We start from the raw sequence: 13,886 nt of genomic DNA on the forward strand, positions 1-13,886 counted from the left end.
ACGCCATGACACGCCCTCCCCGCCCCGGCCACCAGTCCGGCTTCACCCTGCTCGAGATCATGGTGGTGATCTTCATCATCGGTCTGCTGGTGGCGATCGTCGCCCCCAATGTGCTGAGCAATCAGGACGATGCCATGCAGCAGAAGGCGCGCGCCGATATCTCGACCCTCGAGCAGGCCCTCGACATGTATCGTCTCGACAACTACCGCTACCCCACCACCGAACAGGGCCTGGCGGCGCTGATCACTCCGCCCCAGGTCGCACCGCTGGCCGAGAACTACCGCGAAGACGGCTATATCCGGCGACTGCCGGAGGACCCCTGGGGCCACCCCTATCACTACGCCAGCCCCGGCCAGCATGGCCGGGTCGACCTCTACAGCCTGGGCGCCGACAACCAGCCCGGTGGTGAGGGCATCGATGCCGACATCGGCAACTGGATGCTGTGAGGTCTCGTGGCGCCCGGGGCTTCTCGCTGATCGAACTGCTGGTGGTGATCGTGATCATCGCCCTGGGCTCGAGCCTCGCCGTGGCCTGGCTGGCGGGTACGCACCCCGGCGAGCGGCTCGACCGCGAGGCCCGCGAACTGGCCGGCGCATTCCGCCTGGCCGCGGATGTCGCCCGGGCGCGCCAGCGGGTGATCGGCTGGCAGCCGCTGGCCGAGGGCTACCGCTTCGTCAGCTGGCAGCCCGGCCACGGCTGGCAACCCTTCGGCGAACGCCTGGGGCTCGACCCCCAGCGCTGGAACCCGCCGCTGCAGCCCAGCCGTCAGCCGCCGGCCGCCGACACCACCACGCCCTGGCTGGTGTGGCTGCCCGACGGCGAGGTGGTGGGCGCGCATATCCGCCTGGCGGGCGATGGCGCCAGCCGTACCCTGGCGGTGGATGCGCTCGGGGTCAGCGTGACAGGCAGTGGGCAATGAGTGTCAGGCACGCCCAGCGCGGCTTCACTCTGCTCGAGGTGGTGGTGGCACTGTTCATCCTGGCGCTGATCGCGGTGATCGTCGCCCAGGGCGTGCAGCAGCGCGTGCGCATCGCCGAGAGTGCGGCGCGTCGTGCGCCGCTGCTGCTGTGCGCGCGGGAGTTCGAGAGCCGCGCGGCGCTCGACCACTACTGGCCGCGCCTGGGCACCCAGCAGGGCGAACTGAGCCAGGCGGGACACACCTGCTGGTGGCGCCTGACGGTGACCGCCACGCCGATCCAGCGCCTGCGTCAGGGGCGCCTGGCGCTCTACGACGACCCGGCCCGTGAGAACCCGGTACTCACCTTCACCCTTTATCTGGCACCGCCATGAGACCGCCAGCCGAGTCGTCGCCGCGCCAGCGCGGCTTCACCCTGCTCGAGGTGATGATCGCCATCGCCCTGACCGCGCTGGTCGGCATCGGCGTGGCGGCACTGGTCAACCAGCTGGTGACGGTCCGCGAGCGCTTCGCCGAGCCGCCGCCGCTGGCAACGGAGATCGACTTCAGCCGTCTGCTCACGCGGCGCCTGGAGGCGCTGGTACAGCGCCCGGTGCACGAACGCGGTCTGGTGCTGTTCAACCTGCCGCTCGCCTATCGCGCCGACCTGTCACGGCTGGAGTGGGTCTCGCTGGGCGCGGCAGCGCTGCCGGTGGGCGACTTCTACACCCGCCTGCGCCGCCAGCGCCTGCAGTGGGATCGCGACGGCGCCACCCTGACGCTCGACTCCAGCGGGCTGCTCGACGCCGCCGGTGAGCCCGAGTGGCAGCGGGTGGCGGCACTCGACGACGTCACTGCGCTGACGCTGGAATTCTTCGCCGCCGGGCGCTGGCTCGCCGCCCCGCCACCGAACGGGATCGCCCAGGGCGTGCGCGTGCAGTGGCAGCGCCACGGCCGGCCGGTGACCACCACCGCGATACTGCCGGAGCTGCTGCCATGACCCTGCCGTCGAGCGCCCGCCGCGGCTCCCCGGGTGCACCGTGCCAGACCGGGGCCGCGCTGCTGATGGTGCTGCTGGCGCTGGCGCTGGTGAGCGTCACCCTGAGCGCACTGACCCTGCAGGGCCGGCACGAGCTGACCCGTCTCGAACTGCTGCAGCAGGAGACCCAGGCCGAGTTCTACGCCCGCGGCGCGGAGATCATCGCCCGCCGCGCGCTCACCGACGCTGCGGTGCGTCACGCCGATCTGTGGTGGCAGACCCTGGCCGGGCGCCCGCTGCGCTACCCCACCGACGCCGGCGAGCTGCACCTGGTGGTGCACGACCTGCGCACCTGCTTCAACCTCAACGCCCTCAGCGGCAGCCAGGCCGCACTGGCCCAGCGCCAGCTGCTCTACTGGGTGGCCAACTACGCCGGCGAGCGCCTTACCGACATGAACCCGGGCGAGTTCGTTGCCCGTCTCGCCGACTGGATCGATGCCGACAACCTCTCCCGCGTCGGCGGCATGGATGGCGCCGACTATGCGCGCCTCGACCCACCCCGGACGAGCGCCGACACCTGGCTCCGCGATCCCAGCGAGATCAACTGGCTCGCGCCTCTGGACAGCCGCCGCGTCGGCCGCTTCGGCGAGCTCTGCACCCTGCCCGACGACGGCCCCTGGCGGCTCGATCTCAACGCCCTCGGGCCCGGCGACCTGCCGCTGCTGGATGCGCTGTTCGAGGGCCAGGTCGATCGCGGCGCCCTGGCCACGCTGCTGCGCGACCGCCCGCCGGGGGGCTACACCAGTCTCGACGCGGTACGCCAGGTGCTCGGCGGCGATGCGCCCTGGCTCGACCGCTACGGCGGCCGCCTGCGGCTGACCCCGGACTATGTGGCGCTGGATATCCGCATCCGCCTGGCGGGTCAGCACTATGACTTCCAGCGCCTGCTGTTGGCCGAGGGCACCAGCGCCTTCTACCCGCTGCAGCCGGCCGCGCGGGTGCGGGTGCTGAGCCGCCGCAGCGGCTACCCCAGCGACCGGCTCACCGCCACATCCCCGTACGCCGCCGATCCGGCGGCGGATAATCTCTTCACCCAGGAGCAGCCCTGATGCGCCGACCCGGACGCCCGGCGCGCGCCGCCGCCCGCCTGCTCGTCGCCCCACACGAGCGCCTCGCCCCCGGCGACGACACCCTGGCCTGTATCGACTGGTGCCTCGAAGGCGCCACCCCACAGACGCTGAGCGCCGCCAGCCCCCCCGAAGCCTGGCAGGCACTGACGCGGCTGGCCGTCACTCACCCGGTCACCCTGCTGCTGCCGGCGGACGCGGTCAGCCACTTCCATCTCGCCGCCCCGCGCGGGCTCAAGCGCCGCGAGTGGCCGCTGCTGCTGGAGACGGTAACCAGCGATGCGGTGGATCAGCTCCATCTGCATCCGCTGCAGCGCGGCCGCGGCCACCTGGAGTTGATCGCCCTGCCGAGCGCCGAGCTCGCCGCCTGGCACGCCTGGGCGCAACGCCTCGGCCTGGCCCCGGCGGGCTGGAGCTGCGCCTTCCTGGCGCTGCCGCGGCCGGCAACACCGGATCAGGTCACCCTCCTCGATGACGGCAGCCACCGGCTGTGCCAGGGATTGGCCCCACCCGCGGCGCCGGGCGCCCCGGAGACCGTCCAGTGGCTGGCGTGGCCACGCGACTGGCCGCTGCCGCCGGCCTGGCGCGAGTGCGACTGCCAGGTGGTCGATGGCGCCATCGAGCCCAATGGCGACACCGGCCAGCCGCGACAGTGCGACGACCACCGAGGCGATGGCGATGACGATGCCGAAAGAGAGGACGACAGGAACGCTGGCGGCGAAGCGGCCGCCGAGCAGGCCCGGCGCTGCAGCCTCACCTGGTTGGCGGCGAGCCCCCCCGCCGCGCTGCCCTTTGCAGACACCAGCGGTCCGCGCTGGCCCGGGGCTACCTGGCGGCCGCCACGGCGCACGCGCTGGCTGGCGGGGTCCATCGCACTGCTGGCACTGCTCGACGCCTCCCTGTGGCTGGCCACGACCTGGCGCGCAGAGGCCGCGGCCGGGCAGCAACAGGCGGCAGCGCTGGCCGCCCGCTTCACCATGGCCACGCCGGCCGATGCCCAGGCCGCCTTGGCCCGGCGTGAAGCGGCCATCGAGGCCCTGGCGCAGCGCAACCGCCAACTCAGCGAGGCGCTGGCACAGGCCACGGCACAGCTCGCCGCCACGCCCTGGCAGCTATCCCGGCTGGCAGTCAACGGGAACCAGGCAACGCTTTCCTGGCGCTACCCCGAGCCGCCGGCGCCGGTGGTGGTAACCCGCGCCCGTCAGCGGCTGGCTGCCCTGGGCGAGCCGCAATGGCAGCCAGGGCCAGGCGAGCTGAGCCTGGCGCTGACCCTGTCCGCCAACGCCCTGGAGCCTAGCCCATGAGCCGATTCACCTTGCGCCTGCCCGCCCGACTGGCGCCGCTGTGGATGGCGCGCTCGGGGCGGGAGAAGGGTCTGCTGATACTGGCGCTGGTCGGTGTGCTGGCCTACGCCGGCCACGCCGTGCTGACACATCTGCCCGCCGGGGGCGAGCCATTCACCGCAGCGAGACCGGACCCGAGCCTGCTGCGGCTGCCGCCGATCGAAGCGGTGAACGTCGAGCACTGGCGCAGCGCCGCGGTGGAACATGGCCTGGCACTGACCCGTATCGAAACGCATGACGACAGCGTCGTGACCCGCGGTGAGGCGACCTCGCCCGAGGCGCTCAGCGAGTTCGCACGCTGGGCGGCGCAGCGCGGCTGGTGGGCGGTGGCGTGGCAGCTCGAACGCCGCGATGGGCGCAGCCTGGCGCTGGAGGCGCGCTGGCGTAGTCAGCTCGAAAGACCGGGTTCGGGGCCAGAGTCAGGGCCGGGGCCGGGAAAGGCGGCGCTGGACACCACAGCGACGGGGAGCCCCTGATGAGACGCGGTATCGCTATGCTGGGCACGCTCGGCGCTGGGCTGACCATCGCCCTCACCTTCGTCCTGACGCTGCCTTTGGACTGGCCGCTGACGACCTTCGGCCCGCGGGCAGCGATAGCGCGTGACGTCACCCTGATCGCCCCCTCGGGGACGCTGGCGGCGGGCCGCGTGGCGCGCGTCGCCTGGCGCGCCGATGGCTGGCCGCTGGCCCTTGGGCCCCTCGACTGGAAACTGGCCTGGCCCGGGCAACTCGCGCTGACCCTCGGTGAAGGCGACGGTGCCTGGCACGCCCGCGGCGCCTGGCATGGTCTCGACACCCGCTGGACGATCACCGGTGGCGACCTCGATGCGCTCGATCTCTCGCGTCTGCCACTGGCGCTGGCGGCGCGCTGGGAGGGGCAGCTCGATATCACCCTGCGCGGCACGCGCTGTCTCGCCAGTCACGGCGCGCTGACGGCATCGGATGTCGTGTTGCTCACCCCGACCCGGGTCGCGCTGGGCCATGCCCGGCTGCAGTTCGCGTGCCGTGGCGGTGCGCCCCAGCTGCGGTTGAACCTGGAACAGGGTCAGGATCTGGCACTCTCGCTGACGCTGACGCCTGGCGCCAACGGCGGCCAGGGCGAGCTGCGCGGCCGCATCGCCGACAGCCATCCGCTGGCCGAGTGGCGTCGACGCCTGGACCCCAGCGCCAGCGGCGAACGCCTGGAGCGCCATTTCCGCTGGTAGCGGTCTCTGGATAACGCCTGCGTGAACCGCAGGCTCGTCAGCCGCGTAGCCGTTCGGCAGCCCGGATGAGCTGCTGCTCAGTGGTCTCCCAGCCCAGGCAGGCATCGGTGATCGAGACACCGTAGCGCAGCACCGCCGGATTGAGCGGCTGCTTGCCCTCGAAGAGGTGACTTTCGAGCATCACCCCCATCAGCGAATGCTCACCGGCCAGACGCTGGTCGACCACGCTGTGCAGCACCTCGGTCTGGCGGCGGTGATCCTTGCGCGAATTGGCGTGGCTGCAGTCGACCATCAGCCGCGGCGTCAGCCCGGCCTGCTCCAGCGCACGGCGACTGGCGGCGATACTGGCGGCATCGTGATTGGGTCCGGCCTGGCCGCCGCGCAGCACCAGATGGGTGAAGGGGTTGCCGGGGGTCTCGATCATCGCCGGCGTGCCCTCGGCGGTGACCCCGAAGTGGCGATGCGCATGCGCCGCCGACTGCATCGCCGCCACCGCCACGTCCACATTGCCCTGGGTGCCGTTCTTGAAGCCGACACAGGCGTCGAGCCCACTGGCCAGCTCGCGGTGGATCTGCGACTCGGTGGTGCGCGCGCCGATCGCGACCCAGCTCAGCAGATCATCGAAGTAGGCCGCGGCCATCGGCTGCAGCAGCTCGGTGGCCACCGGCAGGCCCAGCGCGGCGACATCGCGCATCAGCCGGCGCGCGCTGGCCAGGCCCGCCGCCATGTCGTCGCTGCCATCCAGGTGCGGGTCGTAGGCCAGCCCTTTCCAACCCACCGTGGTGCGCGGCTTCTCGACGTAGACGCGCATCACCAGCAGCAGGCGATCGTCCACGCTGGCCTGCAGCGCGGCCAGACGCTCGGCGTACTCCAGCGCGGCGTCGGGGTCGTGGATCGAGCACGGGCCGACCACCACCAGCAGGCGCTCGTCGCGGCCGTCGAGCACCGCGCGGATGGCCTCGCGCTGACGCGCGACGCGGACAGCCAGCATGGGTTCCAGGGGGATCGCTGCGCGCAGCTCGGCGGCGCTGGGCAGGGTCAGTTCACGCCGGCGCGGGGCGCTCTCGGCGGCGGGCTTCAGGGCAGATGTCACGGCGTTCATCATCATCTCATTCCAGGGTTGGGGCCTGAAACGCGAGAACCCCCGGAGGGCTGCTCCGGGGGTTCTCGATACGCGGAAGGCAGCCCTGGTGGGGCGTGCCTCGCGGGTTCAGGTCATGTCGACCGACCGACGGGCACGCCAGTCCTAAACCAATAGCCATAACCGAAACCAAAACCCGCATACGCGACGACACCGCCGAAGAGATCGGCAGCAGCGGCAGCGTGGATGGCGGGGTTGGGGGTCATGGGCTCTCTCGCGTAGATCGTGCCTCTATCCTAACGTCTCGCTGACATTTGACAAGCACCGCGTGTGAGCGAGTCCCGCACCGCGCTGCGGACGGGCCTCGGGCGGAGCGGGCAAGACACCGTGCGTGAATCTGTGGTAAACCCCGGGCAGGGATCGCACGCGCCAGAAAAATCAAAGGATAACGATGACCTACCCGCCCCCCGACACGCTGGCCAGCCAGCTCGCCGCGTGCGCCCGCGGCGACGACCGCGCCTTCGCCAAGCTCTATCGTGCCACCAGCCCGCATCTCTATGCGCAGCTGCTGCGTATCGTTCGTCAGGAGGCAGCGGCCCAGGACTGCCTGCAGCAGGTCTATCTGCGCGTGTGGCAGGCCGCTGGCCGTTATGACGCGAGCCGCGCCCAGCCGATGACCTGGCTGTCGACGCTGGCACGCAACGCCGGCATCGACTGGCTACGCCGCCAGCGACCGCAGGCGCCGGACAGCGAGGCCCTGATCGAAGCGCTGCCCAGCGAGGATGACATCGAGCACGCCAGCGATATCGCGGGCCAGGCAGACTCGCTCAATGCCTGCCTCGACGAGCTCACGCCGCAGCAGCGCCAGGCGCTGGAGCTGGCCTATTTCGAAGGCATGACGCATCACGAGCTCGCCCAGCAGCTGACGGCACCGCTGGGCACGGTCAAGAGCTGGGTCCGCCGCGGGCTGGAGAGGTTGAAGTCATGCATGACACGCTTCGCTTGAGCGATCCCGAGGCCCGCGAGCTGGCGGCCGGTGAGTACGTGCTGGGGACCCTGACACGGCGCCAACAGGCCGAGTTCGAGGCGCTGCTCGCGGTCAGCCCCGACCTGCAGCAGAGTGTCGCGGCGTGGCGCGAGCGGCTGCAGTCGTTCAACGCCCGGCTGACACCGGTCGAGCCACCCGCCGCGCTATGGCCGCAGATCGCCGCCCGGGCCGGGCTGGAGCGCCGCTGGTGGCGGCGTCTGGGGCTGTGGCAGGGGATCAGCGCCCTCTCCACCCTGGCCGCCCTGGCATTGGCGGCACTGCTGATCGCCGCCCCCGCGCCGCCAATGATGGATGGCGACTATGTGTTCGTCGCCAACGCCGAGGGTGGCCGTCCGGGCTGGCTGGTCAGCGCTTCCGACAGCGGCGAGATGCGCATCCAGACCCTGGCCCCGGGCCCGATGCCGGCGGGCATGGCGTGCGAGCTGTGGATGATGGACAACGGCAAGCCGGTATCGCTGGGCATGCTGCCGAGCAGCGGGCAGAAAAGCATGCGCTTGCCCGAGCCGATGCGCGCCCAGTTGCGCAGCGCCGACCTGGCGGTCAGCCTGGAGCCGCGCAGCGGCGCTCCGGCGGGCAAGCCCAGCGGGACCATGCTCGATCACGGCAAGCTGGTGCCGATGCGCAGCGAGCCATTCTCGCTCTAGGGGCGGTCCGAACGGCACAGCAGAAATGCGCGGCGGCGCGCCGGGAGTCACGACACGCCGCCGGGCGACGATCGTGCGTACGCTTAGTCCGCGCCCAAGGACTCCCCGCCATCCACCACCATCACGGTACCGGTGACATAGTCGTTGTCGAGCAGATAGCGCAGGGTCTGATAGATCACCCCGGGGCCCGGCACCCGTCGGTTGGGGTGCGTGGCCTCGCCGAGCATCACCAGTCCCGGGGCGATGGCGTTGACCTGGATATGCGGGGCGAAACGCGCGGCGAAGGAGAGTGTCAGACTCTCCAGCCCGGCCTTGCTGGCGGCGTAGGCGGCCTGCTCGGCGGCTCCGCGGCGCACCACGCTGTCGGTGATATGGACGATGTCGCGCTGCGGCTCCTGACACGCCTCGAGCAGCTCGCGCACCGCCAGGTTGATCAGATACGGCGCCTGCATGTGCACCTGAAACAGCCGCTCGAAGGTCTCCCCCGCGGCCTCGGGGCCGGGGTCTGCCAGCCATTCGCTGGCGTTGTGCACCACCGCGCGCAGGCTGCTCACCTGCGCCTTGAGCCTGGCGATGAAATCTTCGGTCCCGGCGCGGGTAGCGAAGTCTGCCTGCAGGGTGAGCACGCCGCGGGCACGCAGCGCCGCCACCGCCTCGCGCTCGCGGCGGTAAGTGACGATCACCGGATGGCCATCGTCGAGCAGGCGCTCGGCGCAGTGCAGGCCCAGGCGCTGGGCGCCGCCGGTGATCAGGATCGGCGACTGGCTCACGGGCGCTCGTTCTCCTCGCCGGGGCTGAGCGGCGCCGCCTCCGGGTCGGCTTCCGGCAGTGGCAGGAAGGGCACGCGGGGGGCGTAGCTGAAGACGTCGGAGTGGACCTGCTCGGCCACCAGCCCCAGCGGCGCCAGGGTGTCGACGCAGGCGTACACCATGCCGGGAGAGCCGGCCAGATAGATCTCGACGCCGTCGAGGGTCTGGATCTCGGCGGCCAGCACCGCATCGATACGCCCGGCGTGCCAGGTCACCCCGCTGAGCGTCTCGGGCGCGTTATCGAGATTCTCCACCACGGCGTGGAAATTGACGTTGGGATGGTCGCTGGCCCAGGCCCGGGCAAGGCTCTCGGCGTAGAGATCGCGGCGCTCGCGCACCGCCCACCACAGCGACAGCGCACGCGTGGGATTCTCCGCCAGCGCGGCCTCGGCGATCGCCTTCAACTGGGCAAAGCCGGTACCGGCACCGATCAGCAGCAGCGGCGCGCTGCTCTGCGCCGGCAGCGTGCACTCACCATGGGGCAGCCGTACCGAGAGCCGCGCACGGTGGGTCAGCATCTCGCGCAGGCGCGAGGAGTGCGTACGCTCGGGCCAGTGCTGGATATGCAGTTCCAGGCGCCCTTCGCCGTTCTCGGCACAGGCGATCGAGAACGGCACCCAGGTGTCGTCGTCCACCGCCAGCTCCAGATACTGGCCCGGGGCGTGGGCGATCGCCTCGGCCCGCCCCTCGAGCATCACCCGGAACACGTCGGGAGTCAGATCCTCGACCGATTCCACCTGGCAGGTCAGGGTTCTGACCGTCATGTTCACCTCTCTGTTCGCATGCCCACTGTTCGAATGCCGATTGTTCGACTGCCCACTGCTTGCCCGCAGGCCCTGTACCCTGGTCGGGACGCCGCCTCGGCGTCGACGCCGAACCCCGACCTCAGGCGTCGGGCGTCTTGCCCGCACGCGCCGCGGGTGGCGCGATATCGATCCCGTACTCGTCCCAGCGCGCGTCGACCCGCGTCTTGACTGCCGGATCCATGACGATCGGCTCGCCCCACTCGCGGGTGGTCTCTCCGGGCCACTTGTTGGTGGCATCCAGGCCCATCTTGGACCCCAGCCCTGCGGTCGGCGAGGCGAAATCGAGATAGTCGATCGGGGTGTTCTCCACCATCACCGTATCCCGCGCCGGGTCCATGCGCGTGGTGATGGCCCAGATCACGTCCTCCCAGTTGCGCGCGTCGACGTCGTCGTCGAGGACGATCACGAACTTGGTGTACATGAACTGACGCAGGAAGCTCCACACCCCCATCATCACCCGCTTGGCGTGCCCCGGATACTGCTTCTTCATGGTCACCACCGCCATGCGGTAGGAGCACCCCTCCGGCGGCAGATAGAAGTCGACGATCTCCGGAAACTGCTTGCGCAGGATCGGCACGAACACCTCGTTGAGTGCCAGCCCCAGAATCGCCGGCTCGTCCGGCGGACGCCCGGTATAGGTCGAATGATAGATCGGATCGCGGCGATGGGTCAGCCGCTCGACGGTGAAGACCGGGAACTGCTCGACCTCGTTGTAGTAGCCGGTGTGGTCACCAAACGGCCCCTCCGGCGCCATGTCGTCGGGGTAGATGTAGCCCTCGAGCACGATCTCGCTGGAGGCCGGCACCTCCAGATCGGCGTGACCGCACTTGACCAGCTCGGTGCGCGAGCCTCTGAGCAGCCCGGCGAAGGCGTACTCGGAGAGGGTGTCGGGCACCGGGGTCACCGCGCCGAGAATGGTCGCCGGATCGGCGCCCAGGGCCACCGCCACCGGGAACGGCTCACCGGGATGCACCTGCTGCCATTCGCGGAAATCGAGCGCCCCGCCGCGGTGGGAGAGCCAGCGCATGATCAGCCGGTTGCGCCCCAGCTTCTGCTGGCGGTAGATCCCCAGGTTCTGGCGCGACTTGTGCGGCCCCTTGGTCACCACCAGCGCCCAGGTCACCAGCGGCGCCACGTCCCCCGGCCAGCAGTGCTGAATCGGCAGCTGATCGAGATCCACCGCATCGCCCTCGAGCACCACCTCCTGGCACGGCGCCGAGCGCCGCGTCTTCGGCCCCATGCTCATGACCTGCTTGAAGATCGGCAGCTTGTCCCAGGCGTCACGCAGCCCTTTGGGCGGGTCCGGCTCCTTGAGGAAGGCGAGCAGCTTGCCCACCTCGCGCAGCGCCTCGACGCTCTCCTGGCCCATGCCGAAGGCGACCCGCTGCGGGGTGCCGAACAGATTGCCCAGCACCGGCATGCGGCTGCCCTTGACGTTCTCGAACAACAGCGCCGGCCCGCCGGCCCGCAGGGTGCGGTCGCAGATCTCGGTGATCTCGAGGTAGGGATCCACCTCGACGCTGACGCGCTTGAGCTCGCCGCGCGCTTCCAGCGCCGCGATGAAGTCGCGCAAATCGTGATATTTCATGCTGTTGCCCGCATCCTGCTGGTCAAGAACGCAAAAAGGGCAGCATAACATGCTGCCCTTTCATTGCATCTCTGCTCAATGTCCCAATACCGACCCGTCGCGGCCTGGTATCGGATCGAGCGATGGCAAGGCGGACGACGAGCCAACGGCGTTTACTTGCGTCATGAGCATGGCAAGTCGGCGTTCAACACCGTAATGCCGAGCGCAGACCGATGTTATCTGCGCTTCATGGCCTCGAAAAATTCCAGATTGGTCTTGGTATCTTTCAACCGATCGATCAGGAACTCGGTGGCCGCCACGTCGTCCATCGGATTGAGCAGCTTGCGCAGGATCCACATGCGCTGCATCTCATCCTCGGAGGCGATCAGATCCTCGCGCCGGGTACCGGAGCGGCGGATATTGAGGGCCGGGTAGACGCGGCGCTCGGCCAGCTTGCGGTCCAGGTGCGCCTCCATGTTGCCGGTCCCCTTGAACTCCTCGAAGATCACCTCGTCCATCTTGGAGCCGGTGTCCACCAGCGCCGTGGCGATGATGGTCAGGCTGCCGCCCTCTTCGATGTTACGCGCAGCCCCGAAGAAGCGCTTGGGCTTCTCCAGCGCGTGGGCGTCGACACCACCGGTGAGCACCTTGCCGGAGGAGGGCACCACGGTGTTGTAGGCGCGCGCCAGGCGGGTGATGGAGTCGAGCAGAATGACCACGTCCTTCTTGTGCTCGACCAGGCGCTTGGCCTTCTCGATCACCATCTCGGCGACCTGCACGTGGCGTGCCGGAGGCTCGTCGAAGGTAGACGCCACCACCTCGCCGCGCACGGTGCGCGACATCTCGGTCACCTCTTCCGGGCGCTCGTCGATCAGCAGCACGATCATGTGGCACTCGGGGTTGTTGCGCGTGATCGAGGTGGCGATGTTCTGCAGCATCAGCGTCTTACCCGCCTTGGGCGGCGACACGATCAGACCACGCTGGCCCTTGCCGATCGGTGCGGTGAGGTCGATCACACGGGCGGTGATGTCCTCGGTGGAGCCGTTGCCGATCTCCATCACCAGCCGCTCCTGCGGGAACAGCGGCGTCAGATTCTCGAACAGGATCTTGTGCTTGGCGTTTTCCGGCTTGTCGAAATTGATCTCGTTGACCTTGAGCAGCGCGAAATAGCGCTCACCCTCTTTCGGCGGCCGGATCTTGCCGGAGATGGAGTCGCCCTTGCGCAGGTTGAAGCGCCGGATCTGCGACGGCGAGACGTAGATATCGTCCGGGCCGGCGAGATACGAAGAGTCGGCGCTGCGCAGGAAACCGAAACCGTCCTGGAGAATCTCCAGAACCCCATCTCCATAGATATCTTCACCGCTCTTGGCGTGCTTCTTCAGGATCGCGAAGATGATGTCCTGCTTGCGCGAACGGGCAAGATTATCGATGCCCATTTCCCGGGCGATATCCAGCAGCTCAGGAACGGATTTTTGCTTGAGTTCGGTTAGATTCATGAGTTCGGTCAGAAATGGCTCGTGTCGCAGGCAATGGCGGTTGCCGGATGAAGAAAGAAAGGACAAGAGGCGGTCAATGCATACGCCGCGCGGCGCGTTCAGTCGTCCCAGAAGCCGGGCTGTTCGTCTGGATGGCCGGTCACCGTGACGTTGATAGACCGGTTGGCCAAAGATGCCGGGAGAGCGGTTCGATTCGCCTGTGATCTCTCGGACGGTCGTCCGAAAGACGCAATGTCGATCCGGTGATCGGAACTGGGGTGACTGACGACTTGGGGGACCGCGAGGCGGTCGAGAAGCATTCGGAACAGGCGAACGTCCCGATGGTAGACAAGCTGTCCGGCGAACGCAAGTCATTCGATGGTGGCAGATGCCGCACGGCGTTCAGCTCCGCGCAGCCTCGTCGCAAAGCTGCGCGAGCTGGCTCCGGGAGAGCGCCCCCACCCGCGAAGTGCGCGCCTCGCCGTTGACGAACAGCGTCAGCGTGGGCGTGCCACGTACCCCGTAGCGCTCGGCCAGGACTGGCTCACGGTCGACGTCGACCACCCCCACCGGCTGGTCGAGCGGCAACCCGTCGCCGCTCGTCGCAAGCGTTGCCAGCAGGCTTTCGCAGGGTTCACACCAGGCGGCCACGAACACCGCCAGCCGCGCCCCGCCGGGACGCTCGCGCCAGGCGTCGAAGGTGTCGCCGTCGAGCTTGAGTCTCTGCGTCATGACTGCCTGCCTGAAGGGGGTCTCTGAACGCAGCATGCAGAGCGGCGCGCCGATTGACAAGCCCGAGAGGGCAACGCAACCTTGCACTCACCTTTTTCCGCCGCGGGACGCCGGCGGCCGGCCCCGAGGGCGCCGACAGCGACGTCCCGCGCCTTGTTCAGTTCGCCGTCGAGGAC

At 69.4% G+C, this 13,886-nt stretch carries 17 protein-coding genes; 10 read left to right on the forward strand and 7 right to left on the reverse strand.

Annotated features, from left to right (window positions below; translation table 11 throughout):
* Positions 1–5: 5 nt before the first annotated feature.
* From gspG to DOM66_RS01035, 8 genes are read left to right on the forward strand one after another with little or no spacing between them, the layout of a single operon-like run.
* Complete coding sequence (gene gspG, locus DOM66_RS01000; RefSeq protein ID WP_110675143.1) at positions 6–446, forward strand: type II secretion system major pseudopilin GspG; 441 nt, start codon at positions 6–8, stop codon at positions 444–446.
* Positions 443–919, forward strand: coding sequence for a GspH/FimT family pseudopilin (locus tag DOM66_RS01005; protein WP_157958956.1), 477 nt, complete (start codon positions 443–445; stop codon positions 917–919). Before gspG ends, DOM66_RS01005 begins: the two co-directional genes overlap by 4 nt.
* The gene (locus tag DOM66_RS01010; protein WP_110688999.1) at positions 916–1,290 is read left to right on the forward strand and encodes a type II secretion system protein; all 375 of its coding nucleotides are present in this window, start codon (positions 916–918) and stop codon (positions 1,288–1,290) included. Before DOM66_RS01005 ends, DOM66_RS01010 begins: the two co-directional genes overlap by 4 nt.
* On the forward strand, positions 1,287–1,895 hold the full coding sequence (locus DOM66_RS01015) for a prepilin-type N-terminal cleavage/methylation domain-containing protein (protein ID WP_110689000.1): 609 nt from the start codon (positions 1,287–1,289) through the stop codon (positions 1,893–1,895). The genes DOM66_RS01010 and DOM66_RS01015 overlap by 4 nt, the downstream gene beginning before the upstream one ends.
* Positions 1,892–2,983, forward strand: coding sequence for a type II secretion system minor pseudopilin GspK (gene gspK, locus DOM66_RS01020; protein WP_110689001.1), 1,092 nt, complete (start codon positions 1,892–1,894; stop codon positions 2,981–2,983). Before DOM66_RS01015 ends, gspK begins: the two co-directional genes overlap by 4 nt.
* Positions 2,983–4,305 carry a type II secretion system protein GspL gene (locus DOM66_RS01025; RefSeq protein WP_110689002.1) on the forward strand — a complete coding sequence of 441 codons (1,323 nt, stop codon included), beginning with the start codon at positions 2,983–2,985 and terminating at the stop codon, positions 4,303–4,305. The genes gspK and DOM66_RS01025 overlap by 1 nt, the downstream gene beginning before the upstream one ends.
* On the forward strand, positions 4,302–4,820 hold the full coding sequence (locus DOM66_RS01030; RefSeq protein ID WP_110689003.1) for a hypothetical protein: 519 nt from the start codon (positions 4,302–4,304) through the stop codon (positions 4,818–4,820). The genes DOM66_RS01025 and DOM66_RS01030 overlap by 4 nt, the downstream gene beginning before the upstream one ends.
* Positions 4,820–5,548, forward strand: a complete 729-nt coding sequence (locus DOM66_RS01035) for a type II secretion system protein N (protein WP_110689004.1) — start codon at positions 4,820–4,822, stop codon at positions 5,546–5,548. Before DOM66_RS01030 ends, DOM66_RS01035 begins: the two co-directional genes overlap by 1 nt.
* 37 nt (positions 5,549–5,585) lie before the next feature.
* On the opposite strand, the gene DOM66_RS01040 is transcribed toward DOM66_RS01035, so the two are convergent.
* Complete coding sequence (locus tag DOM66_RS01040) at positions 5,586–6,650, reverse strand: 3-deoxy-7-phosphoheptulonate synthase (protein ID WP_110689005.1); 1,065 nt, start codon at positions 6,648–6,650, stop codon at positions 5,586–5,588.
* A 113-nt stretch (positions 6,651–6,763) separates the two neighbouring features.
* Complete coding sequence (locus DOM66_RS19980; RefSeq protein WP_280951245.1) at positions 6,764–6,895, reverse strand: hypothetical protein; 132 nt, start codon at positions 6,893–6,895, stop codon at positions 6,764–6,766.
* Between the two features lie 185 nt (positions 6,896–7,080).
* Here DOM66_RS19980 and DOM66_RS01045 point away from each other — a divergent pair, with 185 nt between their 5' ends.
* Positions 7,081–7,635: a sigma-70 family RNA polymerase sigma factor gene (locus tag DOM66_RS01045; RefSeq protein ID WP_110675152.1), complete on the forward strand. Its 555-nt coding sequence runs from the start codon at positions 7,081–7,083 to the stop codon at positions 7,633–7,635.
* Positions 7,614–8,321 (forward strand): anti-sigma factor, encoded by a 708-nt coding sequence (locus DOM66_RS01050; RefSeq protein ID WP_110675153.1) that lies wholly within the window; start codon positions 7,614–7,616, stop codon positions 8,319–8,321. Before DOM66_RS01045 ends, DOM66_RS01050 begins: the two co-directional genes overlap by 22 nt.
* An 83-nt stretch (positions 8,322–8,404) precedes the next feature.
* Here the strand turns inward: DOM66_RS01050 and folM are convergent, their stop codons facing one another.
* The 5 genes from folM to DOM66_RS01075 all read right to left on the reverse strand — a co-directional run bounded on the left by folM (position 8,405) and on the right by DOM66_RS01075 (position 13,710).
* Positions 8,405–9,091: a dihydromonapterin reductase gene (gene folM / locus DOM66_RS01055; RefSeq protein WP_110675154.1), complete on the reverse strand. Its 687-nt coding sequence runs from the start codon at positions 9,089–9,091 to the stop codon at positions 8,405–8,407.
* A complete protein-coding gene (locus DOM66_RS01060) occupies positions 9,088–9,894 on the reverse strand; it encodes an FAD-binding oxidoreductase (RefSeq protein ID WP_110675155.1) in 807 nt (268 codons plus the stop codon). Before DOM66_RS01060 ends, folM begins: the two co-directional genes overlap by 4 nt.
* 121 nt (positions 9,895–10,015) lie before the next feature.
* The gene (gene ubiD / locus DOM66_RS01065; protein ID WP_110689006.1) at positions 10,016–11,524 is read right to left on the reverse strand and encodes a 4-hydroxy-3-polyprenylbenzoate decarboxylase; all 1,509 of its coding nucleotides are present in this window, start codon (positions 11,522–11,524) and stop codon (positions 10,016–10,018) included.
* 215 nt (positions 11,525–11,739) lie between these two features.
* Positions 11,740–12,999: a transcription termination factor Rho gene (rho, locus tag DOM66_RS01070; RefSeq protein ID WP_035472528.1), complete on the reverse strand. Its 1,260-nt coding sequence runs from the start codon at positions 12,997–12,999 to the stop codon at positions 11,740–11,742.
* A 381-nt stretch (positions 13,000–13,380) separates the two neighbouring features.
* Positions 13,381–13,710 carry a thioredoxin family protein gene (locus DOM66_RS01075; RefSeq protein ID WP_157958814.1) on the reverse strand — a complete coding sequence of 110 codons (330 nt, stop codon included), beginning with the start codon at positions 13,708–13,710 and terminating at the stop codon, positions 13,381–13,383.
* Between the last annotated feature and the right edge of the window lie 176 nt (positions 13,711–13,886).

Origin of the sequence: Salinicola endophyticus (assembly GCF_003206575.1) — a bacterium.
GTDB lineage: Bacteria > Pseudomonadota > Gammaproteobacteria > Pseudomonadales > Halomonadaceae > Salinicola > Salinicola endophyticus.

Bases quoted from the DNA above. Each gene is read 5' to 3' on its own strand.
- gspG (WP_110675143.1), top strand. From the start codon at position 6: ATGACACGCCCTCCCCGCCCCGGCCACCAGTCCGGCTTCACCCTGCTC.
- DOM66_RS01010 (WP_110688999.1), top strand. From the start codon at position 916: ATGAGTGTCAGGCACGCCCAGCGCGGCTTCACTCTGCTCGAGGTGGTG.
- DOM66_RS01015 (WP_110689000.1), top strand. From the start codon at position 1,287: ATGAGACCGCCAGCCGAGTCGTCGCCGCGCCAGCGCGGCTTCACCCTG.
- gspK (WP_110689001.1), top strand. From the start codon at position 1,892: ATGACCCTGCCGTCGAGCGCCCGCCGCGGCTCCCCGGGTGCACCGTGC.
- DOM66_RS01025 (WP_110689002.1), top strand. From the start codon at position 2,983: ATGCGCCGACCCGGACGCCCGGCGCGCGCCGCCGCCCGCCTGCTCGTC.
- DOM66_RS01030 (WP_110689003.1), top strand. From the start codon at position 4,302: ATGAGCCGATTCACCTTGCGCCTGCCCGCCCGACTGGCGCCGCTGTGG.
- DOM66_RS01035 (WP_110689004.1), top strand. From the start codon at position 4,820: ATGAGACGCGGTATCGCTATGCTGGGCACGCTCGGCGCTGGGCTGACC.
- DOM66_RS01040 (WP_110689005.1), bottom strand. From the start codon at position 6,650: ATGAACGCCGTGACATCTGCCCTGAAGCCCGCCGCCGAGAGCGCCCCG.
- DOM66_RS19980 (WP_280951245.1), bottom strand. From the start codon at position 6,895: ATGACCCCCAACCCCGCCATCCACGCTGCCGCTGCTGCCGATCTCTTC.
- DOM66_RS01045 (WP_110675152.1), top strand. From the start codon at position 7,081: ATGACCTACCCGCCCCCCGACACGCTGGCCAGCCAGCTCGCCGCGTGC.
- DOM66_RS01050 (WP_110675153.1), top strand. From the start codon at position 7,614: ATGCATGACACGCTTCGCTTGAGCGATCCCGAGGCCCGCGAGCTGGCG.
- DOM66_RS01060 (WP_110675155.1), bottom strand. From the start codon at position 9,894: ATGACGGTCAGAACCCTGACCTGCCAGGTGGAATCGGTCGAGGATCTG.
- ubiD (WP_110689006.1), bottom strand. From the start codon at position 11,524: ATGAAATATCACGATTTGCGCGACTTCATCGCGGCGCTGGAAGCGCGC.
- rho (WP_035472528.1), bottom strand. From the start codon at position 12,999: ATGAATCTAACCGAACTCAAGCAAAAATCCGTTCCTGAGCTGCTGGAT.
- DOM66_RS01075 (WP_157958814.1), bottom strand. From the start codon at position 13,710: ATGACGCAGAGACTCAAGCTCGACGGCGACACCTTCGACGCCTGGCGC.